Source organism: Pseudomonas sp. C321, assembly GCF_055407105.1.
In genome coordinates, this window is record NZ_JBUZRB010000003.1 from 641,436 (window position 1) to 655,102 (window position 13,667).

Here is a 13,667-nt window from a genome sequence, read left to right on the forward strand (position 1 = left end):
CGGCAAGCGGGGTGCTTCCTGCCTTTCGTTTTGAGTGGCCGAGGCTGCTCTGCACTGACTGGAGGGGAAATGTGTTGAGTCAGGCCTGGCGGACGTCATTTGCTCCGCGAAGCCCATATGAAAAAGCCCCCGATAAACCCAACTGCAGCCAGGGTCTATCGGGGGCTTTTCAGTCCTGGGTGATTAAGCCCAGGACCTGCTCAGCTTATTGGCAAGCTTCGCAATCCGGCTCGTCAATCGCACAGGCTTTTGGCACTGGTGCAGGGCCGGCCGGAGCCGCGAGAACCGAATCATCACCGTGGTTGCCGCTGGATACAGCGTTCAGCTTACCGGTATTGATGGTCGACTTCTCGGTGCTGGTCGCAGCCAGAGCACGGAGGTAGTAAGTGGTTTTCAGTCCACGGTACCAAGCCATGCGGTAGGTCACGTCCAGCTTCTTGCCCGAAGCGCTGGCGATGTACAGGTTCAGCGACTGAGCCTGGTCGATCCACTTCTGGCGACGGCTGGCGGCGTCAACGATCCACTTGGTGTCCACTTCGAAGGCAGTCGCGTAGAGCTCTTTGAGTTCTTGCGGGATGCGCTCGATCTGTTGCACCGAACCGTCGTAGTACTTCAGGTCGTTGATCATCACCGAGTCCCACAGGTCGCGGGCTTTCAGGTCGCGAACCAGGTACGGGTTGATCACGGTGAATTCGCCCGACAGGTTCGATTTCACATACAGGTTCTGGTAAGTCGGTTCGATCGACTGCGACACGCCAGTGATGTTGGCGATGGTGGCGGTCGGTGCGATGGCCATGATGTTGGAGTTACGAATGCCTTTCTGCACACGGGCACGTACCGGCGCCCAGTCCAGGGATTCGTTCAGGTCAACGTCGATGTACTTCTGGCCACGTTGCTCAATCAGGATCTGTTGCGAATCCAGCGGCAGGATGCCTTTGGACCACAGCGAACCCTGGAACGTCTCGTAGGCGCCGCGCTCGTCAGCCAGGTCGCAGGAAGCCTGGATCGCGTAGTAGCTGACCGCCTCCATGGACTTGTCGGCGAACTCGACGGCTGCGTCGGAGCCGTAAGGAATGTGCTGCAGGTACAAAGCGTCCTGGAAGCCCATGATGCCCAGTCCGACCGGACGGTGCTTGAAGTTGGAGTTCTGCGCCTGTGGCACCGAGTAGTAGTTGATGTCGATAACGTTATCGAGCATGCGTACTGCGGTGTTGACGGTGCGTTCCAGCTTGGCGGTGTCCAGCTTGCCGTCCTTGATGTGGTTCGGCAGGTTGATCGAACCCAGGTTGCAAACGGCGATCTCGTCCTTGTTGGTGTTCAAGGTGATCTCGGTGCACAGGTTCGAGCTGTGGACCACGCCCACGTGCTGCTGCGGGCTGCGCAGGTTGCACGGGTCTTTGAAGGTCAGCCATGGGTGGCCGGTTTCAAACAGCATGGAGAGCATTTTGCGCCACAGGTCTTTGGCCTGGATGGTCTTGAACAGCTTGATCTTGCCCGGGTACTGGGACAGGGCTTCGTAGTACTCGTAACGCTCTTCGAAGGCCTTGCCGGTCAGGTCGTGCAGGTCCGGTACTTCGGACGGCGAGAACAGGGTCCACTGGCCGTCATCGAAGACGCGCTTCATGAACAGGTCAGGGATCCAGTTGGCGGTGTTCATGTCGTGGGTACGACGACGGTCATCACCGGTGTTCTTGCGCAGCTCGATGAACTCTTCAATGTCCATGTGCCAGGTTTCCAGGTAGGCACAGACAGCGCCTTTGCGCTTGCCACCCTGGTTGACCGCTACGGCGGTGTCGTTCACGACTTTGAGGAACGGGACGACGCCCTGGGACTTGCCGTTGGTGCCCTTGATGTACGAACCCAAGGCGCGCACTGGCGTCCAGTCGTTGCCCAGGCCGCCTGCGAATTTGGACAGCATGGCGTTGTCGTGGATCGCGTGGTAGATGCCCGAGAGGTCATCCGGCACGGTGGTCAGGTAGCAGCTCGACAGCTGTGGACGCAGAGTGCCGGCGTTGAACAGGGTTGGCGTCGAGGACATGTAGTCGAAGGACGACAACAGGTTGTAGAACTCGATCGCACGGTCTTCCTTGTTCTTCTCTTCGATCGCCAGGCCCATGGCTACGCGCATGAAGAAGATCTGCGGCAGTTCGAAGCGGATACCGTCCTTGTGAATGAAGTAACGGTCGTACAGGGTTTGCAGGCCCAGGTAGGTGAACTGCTGGTCACGCTCGTGGTTGATCGCCTTGCCGAGTTTTTCCAGGTCGAAGGTGGCCAGGATCGGGTTCAACAATTCGTATTTGATACCCTTGGCGATGTACGAAGGCAGGGCCTTGGCGTACAGGTCGACCATTTCGTGGTGGGTCGCGCTGTCGGCGACTTCCAGGAAACTCAGGCCTTCGGCGCGCAGGGTGTCCATCAACAGGCGGGCGGTGACGAACGAGTAGTTCGGCTCACGCTCGACCAGGGTACGGGCAGTCATCACCAGGGCGGTGTTGACGTCGCTCAGGGCCACGCCGTCGTACAGGTTCTTCAGGGTTTCGCGCTGGATCAGGTCGCCGTCGACTTCTTCCAGGCCTTCACAGGCCTCGGTGACGATGGTGTTCAGGCGGCCCATGTCCAGCGGCGCGAAGGTGCCGTCGGCGAGGGTGATACGGATCGACGGGTGAGCGTTTACCGCTTCCTCGGTCGGAGCGCGGGTCGCACGTTCCTTGGAGCGACCGTCGCGGTAGATCACGTAGTCGCGAGCCACTTTCTGCTCGCCGGCACGCATCAGGGCCAGTTCGACCTGGTCCTGGATTTCTTCGATGTGGATGGTGCCGCCCGATGGCATGCGACGCTTGAAGGTTGCAGTGACTTGTTCGGTCAGGCGGGCAACGGTGTCGTGGATTCGCGACGAGGCAGCAGCGGTGCCGCCTTCAACTGCGAGAAACGCTTTGGTGATGGCGACGGTGATTTTGTCATCGGTGTAAGGAACGACAGTGCCGTTACGCTTGATCACGCGCAATTGGCCGGGTGCGGTGGCGGACAGATCCAGATTCGAATCGGCGGCCTGCTGCACGGAGCCCTGCGGGTTCTCGCGAGTTGTGTCGGTTTGCATGGGGGGTTGTCTCCACATTCTATATTTATTTGGGCACCATCACGGTGCCCACCGTTCCGTCCTGAAGCACTTACAGCAGGCCTGGGCCTGGCATAACAACTTCGGGACAGGAGGAAGGGAGCTGATCGCGCCGCTTCCATGCCGAAGTCTTCGGTGCAGAGCCTTGGCTCTAAACCGTATTCCTGATGGGTGACAGTTTCGTACTGCAACACCCGTACCGCTTCTCCCTGTGTGGGCTGAAACGGCTGCCATCCGCGTGCGCGGTTTGGTCTTCTGAAAACGTCTTAAGTTCAACCAAACAGGAGCAAGAAAGGGCTTGAGTTTCTTGTCTGATTTGTGTTTGGTCTTTTTGCCGAAAACCCTACATGTAGGGTTTTTTTGGCGACGAGCTACAAGATAATGCGTTTTGGGGGGCTTAGCAACGCACTACCTGTGGATAACGTTGTGGGTAAAATGTGTATGAAAGAGCGAATCGCCGTGTAGGCCGCAGTACTGCGGCATTACACCGCTTGTCACCGAATATTCCAAGGTGAAAACACCCGGTTGGTTTTTTGAGGGCGCGAACCCTATCACAAAAAAATGCGATTACCGAATGCATTTCCAGGCTTGTGTTCGAGGGCTGGCCCGTTGCTACAATCGGCTTGGATACACGCTGTGTTATGCACCCGCAACATGACAAAAAGAGCGGGGCATCTTCTTTTAATAGCTGATAATAGAGGTCACCCGTGGAGCATGAAGCCTGGCAGGTATTGATTGTCGAGGACGACCAGCGTCTGGCTGAATTGACCCGTGATTATCTGGAAGGCAACGGCCTGCGGGTGTCGATAGAAGGCAACGGTGCCCTGGCGGCGGCACGGATCATCGCCGAGCAGCCCGACCTGGTGATTCTCGACCTGATGCTGCCTGGCGAAGACGGCCTGAGCATCTGCCGCAAGGTGCGTGAGCGCTACGATGGGGTGATCCTGATGCTGACCGCCCGCACCGACGACATGGACCAAGTGCTGGGCCTGGACATGGGTGCTGACGACTACGTCTGCAAGCCGGTGCGCCCGCGGCTGTTGCTGGCGCGAATCCAGGCCTTGCTGCGGCGCAGCGAAAGCGTCGAGCCGGCGATCCCCGAAAAACAACGACGCCTGCAATTTGGCCCGTTAGTGGTGGACAACGCCCTGCGCGAAGCTTGGCTGCACGACGGTGGCATCGAACTGACCAGCGCCGAATTCGACCTGTTGTGGCTGCTGGTCGCCAATGCCGGGCGCATCCTGTCTCGGGAAGAAATCTTCACCGCCTTGCGCGGTATCGGCTATGACGGTCAGGACCGCTCCATCGACGTGCGCATCTCGCGGATACGTCCGAAAATCGGCGATGACCCGATCCATCCGCGCCTGATCAAGACCATCCGCAGCAAAGGTTATTTGTTCGTCCCCGAAGCTGCTGCCGACCTGCAGTCGTGAACTCGATCTTCCTGCGCATCTACGGCGGCATGTGTGCGGCGCTGATCCTGGTGGCGCTGCTCGGCGTTCTGGCATTGCACCTGCTCAACGAGGTGCGCAGTGACCAGTACCGCGAGCGCCTGGCCCACGGCACCTTTGCCCTGATGGGCGACAGCTTGCAACCGATGAGCGCCATCGAGCGCCGCCGAGCACTGGCGGTGTGGGAGCGCTTGCTGGGGATACCCCTGCAATTGCAGGCCGTGGCCGATGCCCAGCTCGACTTGGGCCAGCGTAATCGCCTGCAACGGGGTCAGGTGTTGGTAGAGCAGACCGGACCCCATGCCGCCAAGGTCCTGCGACTGGTCAGTGAAAAAGAGCAATTGTTGCTCACCGGGGAAGTGCAGCAAATCAGCGAACAACTGGCCCGGGCGACTATCTACCTGCTGGCCGATGAACTGGTGCGCTACCCGGTGGCCGAGCAGTCAAAACGCCTGGCGGACCTTAAAGACGCCAAGGGCTTTGGCTTCGAACTGCACCTGATTACCCTCGACCAGGCCGATATGGACGAAGACCAGCGCCGCCGAGTGGCGGAGGGCGATACGGTGATGGCACTGGGCAAGGGGGGTGATTCGATCCGCGTGTTTGCCGGCATGGTTGGCACGCCGTGGGTCCTGGAAATCGGCCCGCTGTACCAGATGAATCCTTATCCGGCGCAATGGCTGATATTGATTGCGCTGATCGGCCTGACCCTGATCGGCTTGATTGTCTACCTGCTGGTGCGGCAACTGGAGCGTCGCCTGCACGGCCTTGAATCCGCCGCCACGCGCATCGCCAAAGGCAACCTGGAGGCGCGGGTGCCGGCGCGCGGTGCTGACTCGGTAGGGCGCCTGGCGGCGGCCTTCAACGGCATGGCCGAGCACCTGCAGCGGTTGCAGGCGATCCAGCGCGAATTGGTGCGAGCGGTGTCCCACGAGCTGCGCACCCCGGTGGCGCGCCTGCGTTTTGGCCTGGAGATGATCGGCGACGCCGCCACCCCTGAAGCCCGGCGTAAATACATGGAAGGCATGGACAGCGATATCCAGGACCTCGATGGCCTGGTGGACGAGATGCTCACCTACGCGCGGCTGGAGCAGGGTTCGCCGGCACTGAACTTCCAGCGGGTCGACCTCAATGCCTTGCTCGATCAGGTCATTGGTGAGTTAGCGCCGCTGCGACCGGCAATCAATGTGGCGCGAGGGATTTGCCTGTCATCGGCCCACTTGGATGACGCCTGGGTCGAGGCTGAGCCGCGCTACCTGCACCGGGCCCTGCAAAACTTGGTGAGCAATGCCATGCGTCACGCGCAGTCACAGGTGTTGATCAGTTATCAGGTGGGCCAGGTACGTTGTCGCATCGACGTCGAAGACGATGGCCCCGGCGTGCCGGAAAATGCCTGGGAGCGGGTCTTCACCCCGTTCCTGCGCCTGGACGACAGCCGTACCCGGGCGTCGGGTGGGCATGGCCTGGGGCTTTCGATTGTGCGCAGGATTATCAATTGGCACGGCGGGCGGGCGTTGATCAGCAAGAGCAACAACCTGGGCGGGGCCTGTTTCAGCTTGAGTTGGCCGAGGGATCAAGAGAAACCTTGAGACCTTGTGGCTATCCGACAAGCCCGCTTGCCACAGGGATCTGTCAGGCGTTGATCGCCACCAGGCTCAACAACTGCCCCTCATGCACGGCAAACTGCGCATCCAACTCGCTGCCGTGACGCCACTCGCTGGACAGGTCCGTCAGCAACCGCAATCGCGCATGCCCTGTCTCAGACCAATCCAAAAGCTCGGCATGTTCAAAGTAGAAGCGCTTTTGCACGATGGGGTAGAGCGCCTTGAACAAGCTCTCCTTGGCCGAAAAGGTCAGGGTCACCAGTTGCGCAATCTGTTCCCGAGGCCCTGCGGCCATGCGCTGCAACTCATTTGGCGTGAGGATTTCCCCTGCCAGGCGTTCGGCTCGCTCCAGCGCCAGCACATTCTCCAGATCCATCCCCAGCCCGCGCCACTGCGCCTTATGCGCGACGATGGCCGCCGCGTGGCCGGTGCTGTGAGTGATCGAGCCACTGATATGGCTCGGCCATACCGGTGCTCGATCTTCGCCAATGGCTGGAATGCAGTCCAGCCCTTCAAGCTGTTGCAAGGCAGCACGGGCACATAGCCGCCCGGCGAGAAACTCGGCCTGACGCTTGGCTACCGAACGCTGGATGCTGGCCGGGGGCGGCACGGCGCAGCGCTGGAAGTCGCCGGCGACCAGCAATGTCGGATCGAAGCGGGTGCTCAGAAATACCGTGCCCGGCAAGGGGACGGGCAGCGGCCAATGGGCGTCGAGTGGGGTGCAGCAGGCGGGGAGCGGATTCATACCGGGTATTTTGCACCGGTTACCGCGAGCATGGGTAGCCTGGAGCAGGCTCGACTTAACCGACGTGTTACAGACTGGGCGATCCGGTTCAGCCCAGATTCAGAGAGTGTTCAGGAGCAGTTCAGGGGCGCCTGCGTAGTCTGGGGCCTGCACCCAAAGCCTAACGCGTACGAGGTAGCACCATGACGGCGTTCAAGAAACTCATGTTGGCGCTTACCCTGCTCAGTGCCAGCGCAGCAGGCCAGGCCTCTGAGGGTAGCCTGATGACCCTGGGCGGCGAGAGGATCAAAAAAGCCGGAAGCCTCAGCCCCGTCAGTCTCAATGACAACGATGGCCAGGGCTCTACATGGGGACAGCCGCTTGGCCGACAGAATTCACCGTCCCTCTCCCGCGCGGGCTACGAAAACATATCTGCCCGTTTTAACGGCGTTAAACTGCGCCAGCAAGACTTGCAGGGCCGCTATGATGTACCTGGCTGGAACGTTGATTTGCCTTGGAGAGCTTTATGAAACTGCTGGTTGTCGAAGATGAGGCGCTGCTGCGTCATCACTTGCTGACCCGACTCACCGACAGCGGTCACGTGGTTGAAGCCGTGGCCAATGCCGAAGAAGCGTTGTACCAGACCGGGCAATTCAACCATGACCTGGCGATCATCGACCTGGGCCTGCCGGGCATGGGCGGCCTGGACCTGATCCGCCAGTTGCGCACCCAGGCCAAGACCTTCCCGATCCTGATTCTCACCGCGCGCGGCAACTGGCAGGACAAGGTCGAAGGCCTGGCAGCCGGCGCCGACGACTACGTGGTCAAGCCGTTCCAGTTCGAAGAGCTGGAAGCACGGATGAATGCATTGTTGCGTCGTTCCAGCGGGTTTACCCAGTCGACCATTGTCGCGGGCCCTTTGCTGCTGGACCTCAATCGCAAACAGGCTTCCCTCGACGAACAACCCCTGGCGCTGACCGCCTATGAGTACCGAATCCTCGAATACCTGATGCGTCACCATCAACAAGTGGTGGCCAAGGACCGCTTGATGGAGCAGCTCTACCCCGATGACGACGAGCGCGATCCAAACGTGATCGAAGTGCTGGTGGGCCGCCTGCGCCGCAAGCTGGAAGGGCCAGCGGGATTCAAGCCGATCGACACCGTGCGAGGCCTGGGCTACCTGTTTAACGAGCGCTGCCGTTGATTCGCTCGTTACGTGTGCGCCTGATGCTGGCGGCCGCTACCCTGGCCGTCCTGTTTATGCTGGCGTTGCTACCGGCCATGCAGGGTGCGTTCAGCCTGGCCTTGCAGGATGCTATCGAACAGCGCCTGGCGTCAGACGTGACGACGCTGATCTCTGCGGCGCGGGTCGAAAACAACCGCCTGCAGATGCCGGCGCAATTGCCGGACGAGCGCTTCAACCTCACCGACAGCCGCCTGCTGGGCTACATCTATGACCGTGAAGGCCACCTGGTCTGGCGCTCGCGGGCGACCCAGGAAGAAAACATCAACTACACGCCGCGCTACGACGGGCGCGGCAACGAGTTCGCGAAAATTCGCGAGGCCAACGGCCAGGAATTTTTTGTCTATGACGTCGAGGTCAAGCTGCTGGGGGGCAAGAGCGCGGCATTCAGTATTGTCGCCCTGCAACCGGTGCGCGAATACCAACTGACCCTCGAAGGCCTGCGGGAAAACCTCTACTTGGGCTTCGGTGCCGCCTTGCTGGTGCTGCTGACCCTGCTCTGGCTAGGCCTGACCTGGGGCCTACAAGCCCTGCGCCGCCTGAGCCAGGAACTGGACGAGATCGAAGGCGGCACCCGCGAAAGCCTCAGTGAACAACACCCGCGGGAGCTGCTTCGGCTGACCGGCTCCCTCAACCGTTTGCTCCACAGCGAGCGTGAGCAGCGCACCCGTTACCGCGACTCCCTCGACGACCTGGCCCACAGCCTGAAAACCCCGCTGGCGGTGTTGCAGGGCGTGAGCGAAGACATGGCCCAGCGCCCAGAGGACCGCGAGCAAGCCTGGGTGCTGCAATCGCAGATCGAGCGCATGAGCCAGCAAATCAGCTACCAGTTGCAGCGCGCCAGCCTGCGCAAAAGCGGCCTGGTGCGCCATCAGGTACGGTTGCGGCCGGTGCTGCAAAGCCTGTGCGACACCCTGGACAAGGTCTACCGCGACAAGCGCGTGCGGGTGTCCTTTGACCTGCCGGACGAATGCGACGTGCCCATCGAGCAGGGCGCCCTACTCGAATTACTCGGCAACCTGCTGGAAAACGCCTACCGCCTGTGCCTGAGCGAAGTGCGCATCACCCTGTATGAAAGCCTCGAAGGCACCCAGTTGTGCATTGAAGACGACGGCCCCGGAGTACCGCCGGACCAGCGTGCGCGGATTCTGCAAAGGGGCGAGCGGCTGGACCGTCAGCATCCGGGGCAGGGGATCGGGTTGGCAGTGGTCAAGGACATCATCGAAAGCTACGGCGCGCGGCTGACCCTGGGGGATTCACCCTTGGGAGGGGCGGCGTTCAAGATCCACTTTCCGGCAGTCTAAATACTTCTATGGTCAGTGAGTTTTCTGTGGTGAGGGAGCAAGCTCCCTCGCCACATTAATCACTATTATCTCAGGACAGTGTTCGGCCTTAGCTTTCTTGCGCTCTATAAGCGCCCGGCGTCAGCCCCGTCCACTTTTTGAACGCCCGATGAAACGCCGACGGCTCGGAAAACCCCAGTTGCTCGGCGATCTCCTGCAGTGATAAATCCGCTCGACCCAGATGAAAAATCGCAATATCTCGGCGCAGTTCATCCTTGAGCGCCTGAAAGCTGGTGCCTTCTTCGCGTAAATGCCGGCGCAGTGTTTGCGGGCTGATATGCAAATGCTGGGCGACCGCTTCCAGGTCCGGCCAGGGCGTGCGGTCGCGACTCAACAAACGGCGCAACTGGCTGCTCAAGCTGTCGCCTTCGTCCGGGCGTGACAGCAGGTCGGCGGGTGAACGCTCCAGGAAATACTTGAGGGTGCGCTCGTCCTGCAACAGCGGCAGGCTCAGGTAGCGGCTGTGGAACACCAGGCTGCTGACAGGTGCGGCAAATACGTGGGGGCAGGGGAACAGCAAATCGTATTCGCCACTGTGGGCCGGCATCGGGTAGCTGAACGTTGCCTGCTCCAGGCGAATACGCTGGCCGATCAGCCAACTGCCGAGGCGATGCCAGATCACCAGTAGGCACTCACTCAAAAAGTGATCCGGGTCCCACAGTTGAGAGTCGTCCAGGCTCAAGCGGGCCATATCGCCTTCCCGTGTCAGGTGCCAGCGCGGCCCCTGCGGGAATAGGCCATAAAATAACAAGCCGCGTTCCAGAGCCTTCTCCAGGGTGCGGCAGTGGATCAGCGCATGGCACATCATGGCGAAGGTGCCGCGTTTGCTCGGACCATCGGCGAAGCCCAGGTATTCGTCGTCCAGCGCCAGCCACAGCATCTGCAACAGCCGGGTGAACTGTTCCGGCGCGATACGGGCGCGAGGTTCGCTAAGTAGTTCGGGGGTGATGCCCAGTTGCTGCAACAACCCCGAGTAATCGTAGCCGGCCCGGTGCGCACCACCCAAGGCGGCACGGGCATAGTGACTGGCAATGGTACGTTCACGCATGAAGGGGCCTCGTCCATTAAGTGGCGGATGGTAGCCATCGTACAGAGAAGCGACAAGGCGGATATCCGCCAAATTGTAGGACGAGGCTCGGGCAGTGGGCGGAAATCCGCCACCTGTACCAACGTTTGAATGGAGCCCGAAAACCACAGAGCCTGATGCCTAAAGGCCTTTAGCGGTTTTTAGCAAAGTGGCATGGCGTTTGCGATAGGAAACGCAGATCTGCCCAGCGCAGCTCGCCAAAACAAATCCCTCCAGTGCAGGAGGGTTCGCAATTCAAGTGTCGTGGGCAATGGCGGATATTTGCCACACGAGGCTCTTGAGGAAACTTTGCAATGACGACTCGTCAGCCGTTCTATAAAAGCCTGTATTTCCAGGTGATCGTTGCCATCGTTATCGGCATCCTGCTAGGTCACTTCTACCCGCAGACCGGTGTGGCCCTCAAGCCACTGGGTGACGGCTTTATCAAACTGATCAAAATGGTCATCGCCCCGATCATTTTCTGTACAGTCGTCAGCGGTATCGCTGGCATGCAGAACATGAAATCGGTCGGCAAAACCGGCGGCTACGCGCTGCTGTACTTCGAAGTCGTTTCCACCATCGCCCTGCTGATCGGCCTGATCGTGGTCAACGTCGTGCAACCGGGCGCCGGCATGCACATCGACGTAGCGACCCTGGACGCTTCCAAAGTGGCGGCCTACGTCACTGCCGGTAAAGACCAGAGCATCGTCGGCTTTATCCTCAACGTCATTCCGAACACCATCGTCGGCGCCTTCGCCAACGGCGATATCCTGCAAGTGCTGATGTTCTCGGTGATCTTCGGTTTCGCCCTGCATCGCCTGGGTGCCTACGGCAAGCCGGTCCTGGACTTCATTGATCGCTTCGCCCACGTGATGTTCAACATCATCAACATGATCATGAAGCTCGCGCCAATCGGTGCCCTGGGCGCCATGGCGTTCACCATCGGTGCCTACGGCGTAGGTTCGCTGGTGCAGTTGGGCCAGTTGATGATCTGTTTCTACATCACCTGCCTGCTGTTCGTCCTGGTGGTATTGGGCGGTATCTGCCGCGCCCACGGTTTCAGCGTACTGAAGCTGATCCGCTACATCCGTGAAGAACTGCTGATCGTACTGGGTACTTCCTCCTCGGAATCGGCCCTGCCACGCATGCTGATCAAGATGGAACGCCTGGGTGCGAAGAAGTCGGTAGTAGGTCTGGTTATCCCGACTGGCTACTCCTTCAACCTCGACGGTACTTCGATCTACCTGACCATGGCTGCCGTGTTCATCGCCCAGGCGACTGACACCCACATGGACATCACCCACCAGATCACTCTGTTGCTGGTGTTGCTGCTGTCCTCCAAGGGCGCTGCAGGCGTGACTGGTAGTGGTTTCATCGTACTGGCCGCCACCCTGTCGGCTGTTGGTCACCTGCCGGTTGCCGGCCTGGCGCTGATCCTGGGTATCGACCGCTTCATGTCCGAAGCCCGCGCACTGACCAACCTGGTCGGTAACGCCGTAGCTACCCTGGTAGTTGCCAAGTGGGTCAAGGAACTGGACGAAGACACCCTGCAAACCGAGTTGGCTTCCGGTGGTCGCGGCATCTCCGACACCCGCGAAGAAGACGACCTGGGTGTGGCTGAAGGCCCGACACCATCTGGCGTCAAGTAACACTGCACCGCTCATGAAAAACCCATCTTCGGATGGGTTTTTTTTTGTGGAGAGGGAGCTTGCTCCCGTTGGGCTGCGCAGCAGTCCCTGAAATCACAACGGTCACTGTCGATGATGGTTTATGTAATTGCCGCTTACCCCCAAGCCTGCCTACTCTGTGCCCAATCGAATCGGAATCGGAGTTCCCATGTCAGGTCCCTTGGCGTCCCTTAAAGTGCTGGATTTCTCCACCTTGCTGCCTGGCCCGTTTGCCTCATTGCTGCTGGCGGACATGGGCGCCGAAGTGCTGCGTATCGAATCCCCCACGCGTATGGATTTGCTGCGGGTGTTGCCGCCCCATGATCGGGGAGTATCGGCCAGCCACGCCTACCTCAATCGCAACAAACGCAGCCTGGCCCTGGACCTCAAGCAGGCCGAGGCGCTGGAGATCGTCCGGCAGTTGGTGAAGGACTACGACATCGTTCTGGAGCAGTTTCGCCCTGGCGTCATGGACCGTCTGGGCCTGGGGTACGAGGCCTTGAAGGCCATCAATCCGAAGCTGATCTACGTTTCCATCACCGGCTACGGCCAGACCGGCCCCTACAAGGATCGCGCCGGCCACGACATCAACTACCTCGCCCTGGCTGGGGTTGCCAGCTACACCGGGCGCCAGGACAGTGGGCCGTTGCCGTTGGGCGTTCAACTGGCGGACGTCGGTGGCGGCTCATTGCACGCGGTGATCGGGCTGCTGGCGGCGGTCATCGCCAGGCAGCAGAGCGGGGTGGGTCAGTACCTGGACGTGAGCATGACCGACTGCGCCTTCAGCCTTAACGCCATGGCCGGTGCCGGTTACCTGGCTTGTGGTGTGGAGCCTGCGCGAGAAGACCAGATGCTCAATGGCGGCAGTTTTTACGATTACTATCGCTCGCGGGACGGGCGCTGGCTGTCGGTGGGCAGTCTGGAGCCAGGTTTTATGCAGCAGTTGTGTGCGGCCCTCGGGTGTCCGGAACTGGCGCCCCAGGGGTTGTCGCCCAAGCCTGAGCAGCAGAAAGCGCTTAAGCAGGCACTGCAGGTCGAGTTTGAGAAGCGCAGCTTTGAGGAGTTGTGTGGGTTGTTTGCGGGGGTGGATGCTTGTGTCGAACCGGTTCTCAGCCTTGGTGAAGCTTTGAAACATCCACAGCTCAAGGCTCGGGATCTGGTCAGTCAAGTGCCATGGGGGGATGGTTCCAGTCAGGCGCAAATGGCCTGTCCGTTGAAGTTTTCAGAAGGGTTGCCGGCGCCCAGGCATATTGGGGTAGCGCTTGGAGCCCACAGTGATGAGGTGTTGGGGGAGTTGGGGTTCAGCGCCGCGCGGATTGCACAATTGCGGGGTGCCAAGGTGGTGGGTTAGGGGCTGGTCTGCCGCCATTACCGCAGCAACGGATATGTACTCATCGCCCCCTAGAACCTGCCCCCCCAGCCATCAGCAACCTCAAAAGATATGTAGATACCTA

At 60.2% G+C, this 13,667-nt stretch carries 10 protein-coding genes; 7 read left to right on the forward strand and 3 right to left on the reverse strand.

Annotated elements, in window-relative coordinates; translation table 11 throughout:
* Positions 1-205: 205 nt before the first annotated feature.
* Entirely contained in the window at positions 206-3,097 is a 2,892-nt protein-coding gene (locus tag ACZRJ6_RS12625; protein ID WP_133099226.1) for a ribonucleoside-diphosphate reductase subunit alpha, read from the reverse strand.
* 725 nt (positions 3,098-3,822) lie between these two features.
* Here ACZRJ6_RS12625 and ACZRJ6_RS12630 point away from each other — a divergent pair.
* Positions 3,823-4,548 carry a response regulator gene (locus tag ACZRJ6_RS12630; protein WP_463968368.1) on the forward strand — a complete coding sequence of 242 codons (726 nt, stop codon included), beginning with the start codon at positions 3,823-3,825 and terminating at the stop codon, positions 4,546-4,548.
* Positions 4,545-6,155 carry an ATP-binding protein gene (locus ACZRJ6_RS12635; protein ID WP_463968369.1) on the forward strand — a complete coding sequence of 537 codons (1,611 nt, stop codon included), beginning with the start codon at positions 4,545-4,547 and terminating at the stop codon, positions 6,153-6,155. Before ACZRJ6_RS12630 ends, ACZRJ6_RS12635 begins: the two co-directional genes overlap by 4 nt.
* A gap of 43 nt (positions 6,156-6,198) precedes the next feature.
* Here the strand turns inward: ACZRJ6_RS12635 and ACZRJ6_RS12640 are convergent, their stop codons facing one another.
* Positions 6,199-6,915, reverse strand: a complete 717-nt coding sequence (locus ACZRJ6_RS12640) for a 4'-phosphopantetheinyl transferase family protein (RefSeq protein ID WP_463968370.1) — start codon at positions 6,913-6,915, stop codon at positions 6,199-6,201.
* A gap of 182 nt (positions 6,916-7,097) precedes the next feature.
* Here ACZRJ6_RS12640 and ACZRJ6_RS12645 point away from each other — a divergent pair, with 182 nt between their 5' ends.
* From ACZRJ6_RS12645 to ACZRJ6_RS12655, 3 genes are read left to right on the forward strand one after another with little or no spacing between them, the layout of a single operon-like run.
* Positions 7,098-7,424, forward strand: a complete 327-nt coding sequence (locus tag ACZRJ6_RS12645) for a hypothetical protein (protein WP_463968371.1) — start codon at positions 7,098-7,100, stop codon at positions 7,422-7,424.
* Positions 7,421-8,098, forward strand: a complete 678-nt coding sequence (locus ACZRJ6_RS12650; RefSeq protein WP_016973689.1) for a response regulator transcription factor — start codon at positions 7,421-7,423, stop codon at positions 8,096-8,098. Before ACZRJ6_RS12645 ends, ACZRJ6_RS12650 begins: the two co-directional genes overlap by 4 nt.
* A complete protein-coding gene (locus tag ACZRJ6_RS12655) occupies positions 8,095-9,441 on the forward strand; it encodes an ATP-binding protein (protein ID WP_463968372.1) in 1,347 nt (448 codons plus the stop codon). Before ACZRJ6_RS12650 ends, ACZRJ6_RS12655 begins: the two co-directional genes overlap by 4 nt.
* A gap of 88 nt (positions 9,442-9,529) precedes the next feature.
* Here the strand turns inward: ACZRJ6_RS12655 and ACZRJ6_RS12660 are convergent, their stop codons facing one another.
* Complete coding sequence (locus tag ACZRJ6_RS12660) at positions 9,530-10,528, reverse strand: AraC family transcriptional regulator (protein WP_463968373.1); 999 nt, start codon at positions 10,526-10,528, stop codon at positions 9,530-9,532.
* Between the two features lie 332 nt (positions 10,529-10,860).
* Between ACZRJ6_RS12660 and ACZRJ6_RS12665 the strand changes: the two genes are divergently transcribed.
* Together ACZRJ6_RS12665 and ACZRJ6_RS12670 are read left to right on the forward strand one after the other, a co-directional pair.
* Positions 10,861-12,195, forward strand: coding sequence for a dicarboxylate/amino acid:cation symporter (locus tag ACZRJ6_RS12665; RefSeq protein ID WP_463968374.1), 1,335 nt, complete (start codon positions 10,861-10,863; stop codon positions 12,193-12,195).
* Between the two features lie 187 nt (positions 12,196-12,382).
* Positions 12,383-13,564 carry a CaiB/BaiF CoA transferase family protein gene (locus ACZRJ6_RS12670; RefSeq protein ID WP_463968375.1) on the forward strand — a complete coding sequence of 394 codons (1,182 nt, stop codon included), beginning with the start codon at positions 12,383-12,385 and terminating at the stop codon, positions 13,562-13,564.
* Positions 13,565-13,667 lie beyond the last annotated feature (103 nt).